The 12,820-nt window shown below is 52.1% G+C and carries 14 protein-coding genes and 1 tRNA gene; 11 read left to right on the top strand and 4 right to left on the bottom strand.

Annotated features, from left to right (window positions below):
• Positions 1-19 precede the first annotated feature (19 nt).
• The 5 genes from GYMC10_RS25945 (at position 20) to GYMC10_RS25925 (ending at position 6,526) form a co-directional block, all read left to right on the top strand.
• Entirely contained in the window at positions 20-1,687 is a 1,668-nt protein-coding gene (locus tag GYMC10_RS25945) for an AraC family transcriptional regulator (protein ID WP_015737243.1), read from the top strand.
• A 117-nt stretch (positions 1,688-1,804) separates the two neighbouring features.
• Positions 1,805-2,821, top strand: coding sequence for an ABC transporter substrate-binding protein (locus GYMC10_RS25940; RefSeq protein WP_015737242.1), 1,017 nt, complete (start codon positions 1,805-1,807; stop codon positions 2,819-2,821).
• 40 nt (positions 2,822-2,861) lie between these two features.
• The gene (locus GYMC10_RS25935; RefSeq protein WP_015737241.1) at positions 2,862-3,869 is read left to right on the top strand and encodes a FecCD family ABC transporter permease; all 1,008 of its coding nucleotides are present in this window, start codon (positions 2,862-2,864) and stop codon (positions 3,867-3,869) included.
• A 19-nt stretch (positions 3,870-3,888) separates the two neighbouring features.
• Positions 3,889-4,881 carry a FecCD family ABC transporter permease gene (locus tag GYMC10_RS25930; RefSeq protein WP_036666329.1) on the top strand — a complete coding sequence of 331 codons (993 nt, stop codon included), beginning with the start codon at positions 3,889-3,891 and terminating at the stop codon, positions 4,879-4,881.
• A gap of 22 nt (positions 4,882-4,903) precedes the next feature.
• Positions 4,904-6,526, top strand: a complete 1,623-nt coding sequence (locus GYMC10_RS25925) for an alpha/beta hydrolase (RefSeq protein WP_015737239.1) — start codon at positions 4,904-4,906, stop codon at positions 6,524-6,526.
• Positions 6,527-6,624: 98 nt separating this feature from the next.
• Here the strand turns inward: GYMC10_RS25925 and GYMC10_RS25920 are convergent, their stop codons facing one another.
• Positions 6,625-7,266, bottom strand: coding sequence for a PAS domain-containing protein (locus tag GYMC10_RS25920; protein ID WP_015737238.1), 642 nt, complete (start codon positions 7,264-7,266; stop codon positions 6,625-6,627).
• A 177-nt stretch (positions 7,267-7,443) separates the two neighbouring features.
• On the opposite strand from GYMC10_RS25920, the gene GYMC10_RS25915 reads away from it, so the two are divergent.
• The 6 genes from GYMC10_RS25915 to GYMC10_RS25890 all read left to right on the top strand — a co-directional run bounded on the left by GYMC10_RS25915 (position 7,444) and on the right by GYMC10_RS25890 (position 9,851).
• Positions 7,444-7,809: a helix-turn-helix domain-containing protein gene (locus GYMC10_RS25915; protein WP_015737237.1), complete on the top strand. Its 366-nt coding sequence runs from the start codon at positions 7,444-7,446 to the stop codon at positions 7,807-7,809.
• 102 nt (positions 7,810-7,911) lie between these two features.
• A tRNA-Leu gene (locus GYMC10_RS25910) sits at positions 7,912-7,994 on the top strand.
• A gap of 186 nt (positions 7,995-8,180) precedes the next feature.
• Complete coding sequence (locus GYMC10_RS25905; protein ID WP_015737236.1) at positions 8,181-8,600, top strand: organic hydroperoxide resistance protein; 420 nt, start codon at positions 8,181-8,183, stop codon at positions 8,598-8,600.
• 132 nt (positions 8,601-8,732) lie between these two features.
• The gene (locus tag GYMC10_RS25900; protein WP_006212369.1) at positions 8,733-8,975 is read left to right on the top strand and encodes a zinc ribbon domain-containing protein; all 243 of its coding nucleotides are present in this window, start codon (positions 8,733-8,735) and stop codon (positions 8,973-8,975) included.
• An 89-nt stretch (positions 8,976-9,064) separates the two neighbouring features.
• Entirely contained in the window at positions 9,065-9,340 is a 276-nt protein-coding gene (locus tag GYMC10_RS25895; protein WP_009594434.1) for a hypothetical protein, read from the top strand.
• 85 nt (positions 9,341-9,425) lie between these two features.
• Complete coding sequence (locus GYMC10_RS25890) at positions 9,426-9,851, top strand: thiol-disulfide oxidoreductase DCC family protein (protein ID WP_015737235.1); 426 nt, start codon at positions 9,426-9,428, stop codon at positions 9,849-9,851.
• 11 nt (positions 9,852-9,862) lie between these two features.
• Here GYMC10_RS25890 and GYMC10_RS25885 read toward each other — a convergent pair whose 3' ends face one another.
• The 3 genes from GYMC10_RS25885 to GYMC10_RS25875 all read right to left on the bottom strand — a co-directional run bounded on the left by GYMC10_RS25885 (position 9,863) and on the right by GYMC10_RS25875 (position 12,736).
• Positions 9,863-10,339, bottom strand: a complete 477-nt coding sequence (locus GYMC10_RS25885; protein ID WP_015737234.1) for a FixH family protein — start codon at positions 10,337-10,339, stop codon at positions 9,863-9,865.
• 40 nt (positions 10,340-10,379) lie between these two features.
• On the bottom strand, positions 10,380-11,792 hold the full coding sequence (locus tag GYMC10_RS25880; RefSeq protein ID WP_015737233.1) for a PepSY-associated TM helix domain-containing protein: 1,413 nt from the start codon (positions 11,790-11,792) through the stop codon (positions 10,380-10,382).
• 83 nt (positions 11,793-11,875) lie between these two features.
• Positions 11,876-12,736, bottom strand: coding sequence for a thermonuclease family protein (locus tag GYMC10_RS25875; protein ID WP_015737232.1), 861 nt, complete (start codon positions 12,734-12,736; stop codon positions 11,876-11,878).
• Positions 12,737-12,820 lie beyond the last annotated feature (84 nt).

The raw sequence follows: 12,820 nt of genomic DNA, 5'->3' as shown, positions 1-12,820 counted from the left end.
TTTAAGGTTGGGGTCTGCAATGATGTTAAACCTATCGATGAATAGCAGCAAGGACGAGCTGCAAGAATACAGCGGGTTCATGGCCCGTTTATGGAATATGGATATTGTTCATGGGCAAGGGATGTCCTTGGAACAACAGTTGGCCGTGCAACCGGCCTTGATCGTCCCTCTTAGCGGAGAGACCTGTTTGCAGCAGGCAGAGCAAGTGACCCGCATGAATAAGGGGTGCGTTTATTTTTGCGCGGCGGGATCTACTTTCGGCATTACGAGCGGCGAGTACTGGAGTTCCGAGGAACAGGAACAGGCAGCGGTTGCGATCCTTCATTTTGGCTTCTATGAAGGGATGTCGGGCTGCGGTCGGTTGCATGAAGTGGACGGCGCCGCATTCATGCCCTATGACGGCATCTTTGTCGTCAGCTCCCCGGACCGCTTGAATCTCGTCTGCAGGGTGATGTATAAGGATTTTCACAGCAAGGAGCCCATGAAGCAGTGGAGGGCTCAGCTGGATTTTCAAGAGCTGCTGTACACGATGATGGCCGAATGCAGCCCATATGCCAAGAATGATAAACGGCAAGCGCTGGAGCGGGTGAAGGAGTATATCGAAGAGCATTACGATGAAGATTTAACGATCGAGCAGCTGGCGAATCTCTCCGAGCTGAGCCCCAAGTATTTTGTAGAGGTATATAAGAAGACCTATGGGCACAGCGCAATGGATTATTTGGCGGGTGTCCGTTTGAACAAGGCCAAACAATTGATGCTGGGTTCGGATTCCTTGCTGCGTGAGGTTGCCCATATGGTGGGGTATAAGGATGAATTTTATTTCAGCCGCAAGTTTAAGAAAGCTTTTGGGATCTCGCCCTCCGCCTATATGAAGACAAGGAAAAATAAACTGGCGATGTACGGCTCAACGAGCCTTTTGGGTTACGCCATGCCGCTGGATTTCACGCCGTACGCGGCCCCGCTTCATCCAAAGTGGTCACAGCATTACTATAACCATCTCGGCCCGGATATTCCGGTCCATCTGGATGCATACCGCCAGAACCATAACAAATATGCGAATCTGGAGAAGCTGGCCACGGCACGTCCGGAGCTCATCGTGTGCGCGCAGGGGGTCGAGGAGTGGGAGAAGGAGCAGCTTCGGCAGATCGCCCCTCTCTATGAAATGCCGGGAGAGCAGGAAGGATGGCGGTTCAACTTGCTTAGTCTCGCCAAAATGCTGGACAAGCTGCCTGAAGCAGAGCAGTGGATTGAAGCGTTTCATCACAAGATATCGGCTTACCGGGAGAAGCTCCCCTCTAGCAATAGGGAAGCCCGTACGCTTTTGACCGCGCGCCTGCATCAGGATGAACTTCGGGCATACAGCCATCCGGGCATGAAGGAATTACTATTCGATGATTTCGGTTTTCAGCCGGCCCTGCCTATGGATCAGCAGAATGAGGGGTATTTAACGATGGAGCAGATCAGGGAGAGCCGTGCAAACCATCTGCTTCTTCTGATCCGTCAAGATTCCGAAACGCTTGCCTATTGGAGAAGACTGCAGGCGACGCCGGAGTGGATGACCATCTCCGCGGTGAGAGAGGGAACGTTCCATCAATTATCCTCTTATCCTTGGCGTGAGTATTCGCCCATTGCAATGGAGCAGATGGCGGAGGAGGCCTTCCGGTTATTTTCCGGAAAATGTCCATGAGGAATCCGGTTATTTGTCCATGGTGCATAGAGAGCAAATCCGATAGTATGATCAATAATGATAATCATTATCAATTATTGAATGATCATGGATCATGGAAGGGGTAACTGGAGAGAGATGAAACGGATGAAAATGGTCTTGGGGTTATTGCTGGTATTTGCTTTGGTACTATCTGCTTGTGGCGGAGGTAACGAGGCTAAAGATACAGACGGAGCAAGCACGAGTAATGCAGGAAGCACGAACACCGCTGAGGAGAATAAAGCTTCGAACGAAGAAACACCCGCTGCGGGCGAAGCCAAAGTTGTGAAATATCTTGATCAGGAATACACGCTTCCTGCCAAAACGGAGCGGATCGTTATCACGGGTGCCGTCGAAGCCATGGAGGACTCTATTGTACTGGAAGTGAATCCGGTCGGAGCGATCAGCTTCTCGGGCTCTTTCCCTCCATTGTTTGAGTCGATTACAAAGGATGCCCAGTCGGTAGGCGAGAAAACGGAGCCGAATTTCGAAACGATCCTCTCGCTGAAACCGGACGTGATTTTGGGATCTTCCAAGTTCAAGCCGGAGGTCGTGGAACAATTGAATAAAATTGCCCCGACGATACCTTATTCTCATGTATCCACCAACTGGGAGAGCAATTTGAGATTGCTGGGCGAGTTGAGCGGCAAGCAGGAACAGGCTGAGCAAGAGATCGCTAAATATAAAGAGGATCTGGAAGCCGCAAAGGCAACCATCGGAGACGGCCTGAAGGACAAGAAGGTTTTGGCGCTACGGGTTCGTGCGGGAGAGATGTACATTTACCCGGCTGGGGTATTCTTTAATCCGGTATTGTACGAGGATCTGGGAATCGCCGTACCGGCTGAGGTAGAAGCCGCGCAAGCGCAGGAGCTGGTCTCCAAAGAGAAAATGGCTGAGATGAATCCGGATTACGTGTTTGTCCAGTTCTCTCCGGACGAGAACAAGGATACGCCGAACGCACTGGAAGAGCTGCAGAATGATCCGATCATGAAAAACCTGAACGCGTTCAAGAACGGAACGGCTTTTGTCAACGTGGTTGACCCGCTTGCTCAAGGCGGTACCGCGTACAGTAAAATCGAGTTTCTGAAAGCTGCCGTCGAAAATCTTACGAAATAATATCAAACATTTCAGTATAAACGTATAAGGCGTGTTGTTCATGGGGTTCAAAAAATCGCTGCCGGCTGTCATCCTTGTGATGGCCCCGGCAGTCTGCTTATTGCTCATAGCGGCCTCCATCCTGTATGGAGCCAAGAATATTTCGATGGATACCGTCTGGGACTCCATCTTCGCTTTTGACCCGGAGAGCATCGACCATCAGATCATTATGAGCTCCCGGCTGCCCCGAGTCGTCGGGGCTATGTTGATCGGTGCTTTTCTGGCGGTTTCGGGCGCTCTTATGCAGGGGATGACAAGAAACTATCTAGCCTCCCCCTCCATTATGGGGGTATCGGACGGTTCGGTGTTCGCGGTGACCTTGTTCATGGTATTCATTCCGAATGCCAGCTCCAATATGTACATTGTCAGTTCATTGGTTGGTTCCGTGATCGGTGCAGCCGTCGTGTTCGGATTAGCATGGCTTATTCCAGGGGGGCTCAGTCCGGTTCGGCTGGCTATACTAGGAACCGTGATCGGGACGTTTCTTAGCGGAACGGCCGAAGCTTTGGCAGCTTATTTTCAAATCTCCCAAAGCATCAGTTTTTGGTACAATGCCCGGCTGCATGCCATGGATCCCGAGCTGATCAAGCTGAGCATTCCGTTTGCGATCGTCGGTTTGTGCCTCGCCGTGGTTTTGTCCAAATCGATCACGCTGCTCTCCCTCGGGGACGAGACGGCCAAGGGGCTTGGCGTCAAAACATGGCTGGTGAAAGGCCTTGCGATGCTGGCGGTCGTGATCTTGACGGGCGTATCGGTGGCGCTGGCAGGGAAGGTTGCCTTTGTAGGCTTGATTGTCCCTCATATTGCACGGTACTTATCGGGCTCCGATTACCGATGGATCGTACCGGTGTCGGGCGTGCTTGGCGGCATGTTCCTGGCGCTGTGCGACATACTCGCCCGGTTCGTGAACAGCCCTTTCGAGACGCCGGTCGGTGTCATCACTTCGCTGATCGGCGTGCCGTTCTTCCTCTATCTGATCAAGACGAGGGGAGGGGCTCAGCGTGCATAACACATCTTATCGGTTCCCGATGGTGCTGGCAGGCGGGATAGCGGTCGTATTGGCAGCCGTTTATTTCAGTCTGACCAACGGAACGTTTGACATGTCCATCAAGGAAGTATTCCAGACGCTCTTTCGGATGAAGCCCAATTCGGACTTTGATCTTGTCGTGTTTGAATTCAGGCTCCCCCGAATCGTGCTTGGCGCCCTTGTCGGTTTTGCGTTGGGGATGGCCGGTGCCGTCATCCAAGGGGTAACCCGCAACGGGCTTGCGGATCCGGGCATCCTCGGCATCAATGCAGGCGCCGGCATGGCGGTCGTATTGTTTATGTTCCTGCTGCAAGGGCAGATCACGATGACCGGCTGGCTCGGGGTGATGATGATGCCCATGTTCGGCATCGCGGGCGGTTTGGCAGCGACCACGGCCATATACATGTTTGCGAGAGAAAACGGAAAGCTGGATCCACAGCGGCTCATACTTGTGGGCATTGCGATCGCATCCGGCTTTGGAGCCGTTACCATGTATGTTTCGCTAAAAATGAACCCGAAAGATTATGAGATGGCGGTTGCCTGGCTCGCCGGCAGCCTTCATAGCGCCAACTGGAAGTTTGTGGTGACCATGCTGCCGTGGCTCGTTATTTTGCCGCCTGTCATCTGGCTTCGCTCTCAAGTGCTCGACTTGTTCCAGCTGAGCGAGGAAAGCGTGAAGAGCGTAGGGGTATCCGTCGAGCGCGAGAAAAATATATTGCTTCTGTGCAGCATCGGCCTGGTGAGCGCCAGCGTAGCCGTATCCGGCAGCATCGGGTTTGTCGGCCTGATTGCTCCGCATATGGCCAGGCAGCTTGTCGGACTGCGGCACAGGCATATCATCCCGATCAGCGGCATAGCGGGCATGGCGATTGTTGTCATAGGCGACTTTATCGGCAGAACGATATTCGCTCCGGCCGAGCTTGCTGCAGGCATTGTGGTATCCGTGATCGGGGTTCCGTATTTTATCTATTTATTAATTCGCATGAGAAAATAAAAGCAGCTTTCGGGAGGATCACATGAATCGTTACAAGCAGCTGGCAGTTGAGGGCAGAGAGCTTATACTGTATCTGCCTCCTTCCTATCTGGAGTCTGACCGTTCCTATCCTGTTGCCTATGTTCAAGATGAAGGAGATATGTTCACGGACTGCTTGAACTATTTGAATCATTTGTTTGCGGCAGGCCGGCTGGAAGAGGTCATCCTGGTCGGAATCTCGTCAACGAACCGGAATCGTGAGTATACGCCTTGGCCGGCTGAGCCTTTGCTGGAGAGCAACCCTCCTTTCGGCGGGGAGGGGAGAGCTTATGTCGATGAGGTAGCGGATGTCATCAAAGCATACATAGACCATCGGTACCGAACGCTTCCAGAGCCTGATCATACGGCCATCATCGGAGGTTCCTTTGGCGGTTTGATCTCGATGTTCGCGGGATATTGGCGTCCCGATACCTTCGGACGGATCGGCATGCTGTCGGCTTCGTTATGGTACGAGGGGGTGATGGACTACATCCGCCAGCAGGAAAAATGGCCGGCTGAGCAGCGGGTGTATATGTCCGTCGGGCAGCTTGAAGGGGCGTATAAACAAAATGCGCAGAAAAATATGTTTGTGAACAACGTGGAGGCCCATCGGTTCTGGCTTGAGCAAGGGGTGAGCCGTGAGAGGCTGCAGCTGGCGGTAGATCCTGACGGAACCCATGATCCTATCTTTATGTCCAGAAGATTTCCGGATGCGCTGCGGTGGCTGTTCGTCGGGGAAGCAGAGGAGCAAGCATCGGCGAAGGGGCGAGCTCAACATGAGGATCCGGATTATCAGGAAAAGCACGAATCGCATAATAACCAAGATAACCAAGTAAAGGCCCCTTTGTTTTCCGTACCGGGAACGCTGACCTGGTCCATGCAGTCCGACGAGACGGGCCGCGAATACCGCATTTTCATCGCCGAGCCGATGGGACCGCCTCCTGAGGGAGGTTATCCCGTGTTATATTCGCTGGATGCCAATGCCACCTTCGGCACGCTGGCCGAAGCCATCCGCCTGCAATCCCGTACGCCGCGGGGCATTCCCTCGGCGCTCATCGTCGGCATCGGCTTTGACAGCGACAACCCTATCGTGAGCAGCGAGCGCTTCTATAACTTTACGGAATATGCCGATCCCGCTGAACTGCCTGTCCGGCCAAACGGCATGGATTGGCCGGAGACGGGCGGCGTGGAGGCGTTCCTTACCTTCATCGAGCAGCAGCTGAAGCCGGCCGTGGAGCGGCGGTATGCAGTGAACCGATCGAAGCAGGCGCTGTTCGGACACTCGCTCGGTGGATTTTTCACCTTGTATACCTTATTCACCAGACCGGATGCCTTTTCGCGGTATATTGCGGCATGTCCCTCGGTGTGGTGGAAGAATTACGCGCTGTACCAGCGATGGGAAGAGGGAAAGAACCGCTTACGACAGAGCGGGGAGCGCAAGTCACTCCGCCTGTACGTGGGGGCCGAGGAGAAACCGTCCATGGTAAAGGACGCGAGGGAACTCTATGCCCTTCTCAGAGGGCATGAAGAGGTGCTGGAGACGACCTTCAACGAAATTGAGGGTGAGGGGCATGTTTCGGTATTGCCGACCCTTATAAGCCCCCTGCTTCGTTTTGTGAACGCGTAATCAACCAAAGAATGTCTCAAGTACAAATAAGCAGCTTCGAATCCATTGATCATCGGGATATCGAAGCTGCTTATTCTGTGTTGAATGCAGACGGGACGTTAATCGGGCAATTCCGGATCATCGAGAATGGAAGAATATTTCGGGTATAGTCTGCGAATGCAATCCGGACAAATATCATGGGTAAACTCAATGGGGAGGCGGCTCTCCAAATAGCTCTCCACAGGCTCCCATTCATCCGCTTGGCGAACATATTTGCATACGGCACAGATCGGGATATGTCCTGGAAGAGGGAAGCTGTGCGCCAGCGCTTGTTCCAGCAGCAGTTCCTTGTGCTTGAACTTCGTAATATCCGTGAACGATATCATGGCTCCGTGAACACGGCTGTCCTTGTTCATCATCAAGGGCAGCACCTCGCACAGAACCCAGTTCTGCCGGTCATTCCATTCCACGGCATATTCAAAAGAATAATCAGGCAGCTTGCCCAGTATCACTTCCTTTACGGATGGCAAATCCATCTCATGGGAAAATGGATCGAATACAGAACACAAGTGCCGGGAAGTCATATCGAAAAAAGATGCTCCATGCCACCTAAAGTCAGGCGGGACACCGTATTTTTCGGCCATGGCAATGAGCGGATCGTTGATTTTGTCTATGATGCCATCCGGGGTAATGACCATCAGCCCCTTATTCAAGGAGTGCACCGCATTATTCCAGGATGTGGTCATGGTATCGTAGGGCAATTTACTCGCTCCTCGTACGGAATAGACTCATGAGTAAAAGATACGACGATCCATGAGTACTATGGTATAATTTAGGCAATATATCTTGATTATACACGTAATTAAGTCATTATGCAAGACAAAAATACGTACATAAGATATTTTTCTTTTAAAGAGAAATAGGAAGGCGGTTGTTTGATGCAGTCTATTTACCAACGAATCGAACATCTCATAGAAAGCCGGGGTATGACCAAGAAGGCGTTTTGTGAAACCCTCGGGATCAGCACAGGAAATTTTGGTGACTGGAAGAGGGGAAAAACAACGCCGAGCACGAATAAATTGATTGAGATTGCAGCATTTTTTTCCGTCAGCCTGGATTGGCTGATTATAGGAAGAGGCAGTCCGACCAGCCGTGTCAAGGAAGCCCGCGGGGAATATGAAGTAGATCCGGAATCTTTGGATCCTGCCTTAATGTCCGGTCTGGCAGAGCATGAGAAGGAATTTATCCGCGAATACATCGAGTTTTCAGCCTATCGGAAGGACAAGCGCAGCGACAAGAGCTAGCTGATGCAAAAGCCCGACCTAAGGCCCAGATTTTGGCGCTTTACTTTTGAGCAAGGGGGCAGTATAATAGGGAATGTTCGCTGCAGAACATCCCTTATACATGCGGTAGTGGTGGAATGGCAGACACGCTATCTTGAGGGGGTAGTGGGTGTATACCCGTGGAGGTTCGAGTCCTCTCTACCGCATACTTCATAAAGAAGCTGTTTATCAAGTGGAATTCCCTTTGATAAGCGGCTTTTTTTGTTATGTTCTTTGCGTGCCGGGATAATGCTCAACTATGGTGAAATGCCTTATTTATCGTTTCAAATTGTCCTGAAAGTTTAAAGAGTACATGTAGAGACCATAATAGGGCATGAAGGAGATGAACGAGCATGAAACCATTATACACAGCAGATGTTAAAGTCGTCGGAGGGCGGGAAGGCTCCGTTGAATCTACCGATGGCGTTCTCAATCACAAATTAAGCATGCCGAAAGAGCTCGGAGGTCCGGGCGGAGCCGGAACCAATCCGGAGCAGCTGTTCGCGGCCGGTTATGGCGCCTGCTATGAAAGCGCCTTGGCCAACATCGCCCGCAAGGAGGGCGTCGAGCTGAAAGATGTCGTGATCCATTCCCAGGTGTCGATCGGAAAAGACGAAGGCGCTGACGGCTTTAAGCTGGCAGTGAAGCTGAAGATCGAAATGCCGGGCATCGAACGAAGCCAGGCGGAGGATCTCGCGAAGAAAGCGCACGCGTTTTGCCCGTATTCCAAAGCAACCCGGGGCAACATTGACGTGGAGTTAAGCGTAAGCTGACGATAGAGGATTCGGATGGCTCTCTAAAATGGGGGTCATCCTTTTTTTGTCGGCTTAAGACGCTCAATATGAAACTTTTTACATGATACACCGTACTTCAGTTAAAGCTATGCATTGAAAGGGGCGCTTGGAATGCGAATAGAACAAATGATCGAAGAACGGTTTGTATGCAGCAAATGCGGAGGGAACCACTGCCAGACGAAAGAGGTCTCGATGTCGGGGGCAGGCTTGAGCAAAATGTTTGATATTCAGCACAATCATTTCCTATTTGTTTCCTGCACGAACTGCGGATATGTGGAAGTCTTCAACCCGGATATATTGGAAGGTAAAAAGAGGGGGCAGCTGGGCTCGATCCTGGATGTGTTCTTCGGTTGACATCACCCCTAAAATTCTTTAATATGACTAAGTACCAGAAAGTACAAACCAGTCATAAGGAATTTAAATAAAATAAACGGGTGATGAACATGCCATACAGACCGCAGATTGCAAATGTGACCACAGCTGGAAGCAATGAAAAGGAAGGGCTTTACGAATTCATTATCCACACGGCTGACGGAACGGATATTCGCGTATTCTATAACCGCTTCCCGGAATGGAAACTGACTGCGCTTAGCCGACTTGGGAAAGTACCTTGCCCGGTTTGTCGTAAGGATTTCATATGCAAATGCATGGAGAAATTTTCGAACGAATTCGACCAGCAGATGAGAGACGGCGAGTGGCTGAACAAAGCTGCTGAGTAATAAACCAATAAGCGTACTTGATCAAGCGTAGGAGAGGGCTCCTGCGTTTTTTCTTTTTTTATGGCGTGAAGGGAGCGAAGAAAATATGAAGGATCGTGCAACCGAAAATCATGAGGAATATGCAATTGTGCTGATTGATGGCGTGTGCCATTTGTGCCAGGGGCTGACCCAATTCATTATCAAGCGAGATCCCGCGGGTGCTTTCCGGTTCGCTTCGCTGCAATCCGAGATCGGTCAGGAGCTGTTGAGGCAGGGAGGGCTCGATGGAGATTCGCCGGAGACGATGGTGCTGATTGAACAGGGGAGGTATTACACCAGATCGACGGGAGCTCTTCGGATTGCGCGGCGTCTTCGTTTTCCTTGGCCGCTGTCGTATGTCCTGATCCTGATTCCCCCTTTCTTACGGAACCTGGTGTACCGCTGGGTGGCGAAGAACCGTTACCGGTGGTTCGGGCAATCCAGTGAATGCATGGTGCCGACGCCGGACATTCGGCGCCGGTTTCTACCCTGATTCCGCTTGTTTTAATGATGATGCTCTGCCGTGCCTTCTTGGAATGTCGGAGTTCCCGCCTCCAGGTAGGCAAGCTCGGCCGCGGACAGTTTGCCGACGGCGAACGGTTTCTGGGGAATGATGATGGAGCCGTTGTTGCCGCTGTGCAGCTTGATGAAATACAGCCCCTCTTTTTCGAAGGTTTTGGTGACCGTATACACGCCATCGCCCACCTCGACCGCATCCGTCATGGGATCCCGCAGGGAACCGTCATGGCTCCACAGCTCGTAGTGGACAAAATCCGCACCGGGCACTCTTTTGCCGTCTTGGGTAAGGATAATCTCGATGGTCTCCGGCTGTTGGACGGATAATACATCCGGGATGTTCACCTCGGCCATCAACGGGATTTCTTTTTCATACCGGTCGGCTGCCTCGGGACTGGCCGAACAAGCGCTCAGCAGCAGAACCGATAGCAGTACGGTTATAATAATACGGCCTTTTACGATCATGAAACCGCCACCCCTTATTTTTGATTGAGTCCTAAGCGAATCAGGCGTTCAGGAAAGCCTTGATCGCCGGTATCTTTCGCACGATGACAGAATCGATGATCCACACGATGATGAGGGACAAGCCCACAAGCGGGAACAGAATCCCCAAAGCGATAAACAGCAGCAGGAACAGCCTCATGCTCTTGGCGCCTGCCTCGGGCGCTTTCGGAGCCCCCAGTCCGTGATCCGGTTTTCGTTTCCACCACAAGTACAAACCGCTTACCGCAATGAGAATGATGCCTAGGCATATCAGCAAACTGAAAATCTGGTTGACGATGCCGAATTGGGTTCCTTTGTGCAGCGTAATGCCCAGGGCAACGGCTTTGCCGACGAATCCGTAATGATCATAGCGATAATCCGCCAACACCGCGCCGCTGTACTGGTCGATATGCAGGGTGGCTTCGTCCTGCGCTTTCGGCGGATAGGCCGACAACGTATACACCCCGTCCGCTTGCTGCGGGATGCTGATGGTGTAACTCGGATGCATTCCCTCGCTTCGGGCTACGTACATGACGTCTTCAATCGGAAGCGGCATAAAGTCGGAGATGGTGGAGTTGGGAACCTCCAGATTTTCGGCCGCCCAAGGCACCTCTGCCACTTCCTTCGTCTGTACCACATGGGAGGACGGCGCACTGCCCGACCAGATGGAAGGAGGATAGCCGGCACCGGTATTGGTTGCCACGGTTTGGAAATTGCTGCCCCACAGGCCTGACCAGGGTAATCCGGTCATGACGAGAAACAGCATGCCTGCCGCGATCCAGAATGCGGGAACGGCATGCAGGTCCCGGCGAAGAATCTGCTTGCCCTTGCCGAGCCTCGGATACAGGATCCCTGCGAGGCTTCTTTTCTTTTTGCTTTTGTTTTTATTTTTCGGGAACCATAAAAACAAACCGGTGATGATGAGCACGATCGCCCAGCAGGCGGCAAGCTCCACGATCCGGTCCCCGATGGTCCCGACCATCAGCTCGCCGTGGAACTCCTCGATTTTGTCCATGATTCGGTATTTGTCTTTCAACTCGCCCATCTTTTCTCCCGTATAGGGGTCCATGAAGACGGTTATGGATTCGCTGCCCGAGGTCAGACTGATTTCCGTGGAGCGGGAATCCGACTCGCCGGGGCGGTATTTCGTGATGGTAGCGTCAGGGTAGAGCTCTTTCACTTGTCCGACCAGCTTGCTGGGCGTTACCCGTTCGGCTTGTGGGGTTACCGTGTAGTAGTCCCGATATAACGCTTGTTCAATCTGGGGCTTAAATAAGTAAACGGAGCCGGTTACAGCCAGGATGATCAGAAAAGGAGCGAAAATGATGCCGGCATAGAAATGCCATCTCCAGACGGTTTTGTACAGTGCGGCAGAACTTGGATTTGCTGATTGATTTTCATTGGGTTTGGCTGCCGGCGTTTTCTTTTTCCCCATGGCTCGTGGCTCCTTTTCAAATACGGCTAAAATTTATATATGATGAACATATGCGTTCATTTCATATGCAATCAGGTTCATAGCTACTTAAGCGGTGCCCGGAAACCGGCTTGCTCGGCTTCTTCCTCGCTGCAGAACCACTGCTCCTGCTTCGTGCGCTCATAGTACGGGGATTGGGGCGTATGATAGATTTTCTCGCCCTTGGAGTTGATGTTGCCTTTAATGTCGCAGGCTTGCTTGGACGGTTGGGATTTCTCGGTAGGCGCTTGGGTTGCTGTGGTGTCATGGTTGTTGTTCTTATTCGTATCGTCCTGTTCCTCGGGATGGAATCCGTCTTCCTGGGCGTAGTTCTCTACGCTCCATATGCCGAGCCCCTTGTCCCGGCTGATCCGCTGCAAATCATCGAATTTGTCCACATAGCGCGTGTTGGGCGGATAGATGTAGGCGACGCGGGCCAGTCCTTCTTCAAGCAGCGATTCCTGGACCATTTTCCCGTCGGCATACACGTAGGCGAGCAGCCTGGAGTATTTATCCCGGTTCGGACCGATATCGAACTCCAATTCAAGCCGATCGGCTTGCTCCACGAGCTCCTTCGTAAAAGCCTTGGCCTCGGGCCCGAACGGCTGGACGCCCAGTTTCGGATGGCTTGTCTCGGGCGTGTCGACCAGCAGCATGCGAACATTCTCTTTTTTGCCTTCGAACATGACGCTGATGGTGTCGCCGTCAACGGCTTTGACCAATTCCACGGCAACCCGCGGCAGGTTCAGATCATCGGTGGGATAAGTCGTCTGCTTGGCATTCGTTGTGCCGGCGTCTGTCTCGGCTTCGGATGTACGGGACGTTGCGGTTTCTTTGTTCGAAGTCTCCGGGGACATCAGCGGCTGGCTGCAGCCGGATAATAACAGCAGGGCGGTTAGAAACGCGGCTAGTATACGTTTGTTCATGGATGTCACTCTCCAAGCTTGGAAGTATTGGTTTAGATGGTTTAGGAGTTTATATATGTTAATTCTATATAAGAAGTTTCTATA

The organism is Paenibacillus sp. Y412MC10 (genome assembly GCF_000024685.1).
GTDB lineage: Bacteria > Bacillota > Bacilli > Paenibacillales > Paenibacillaceae > Paenibacillus_AQ > Paenibacillus_AQ lautus_A.
This window is presented reverse-complemented; position numbering and strand designations above follow the sequence as displayed.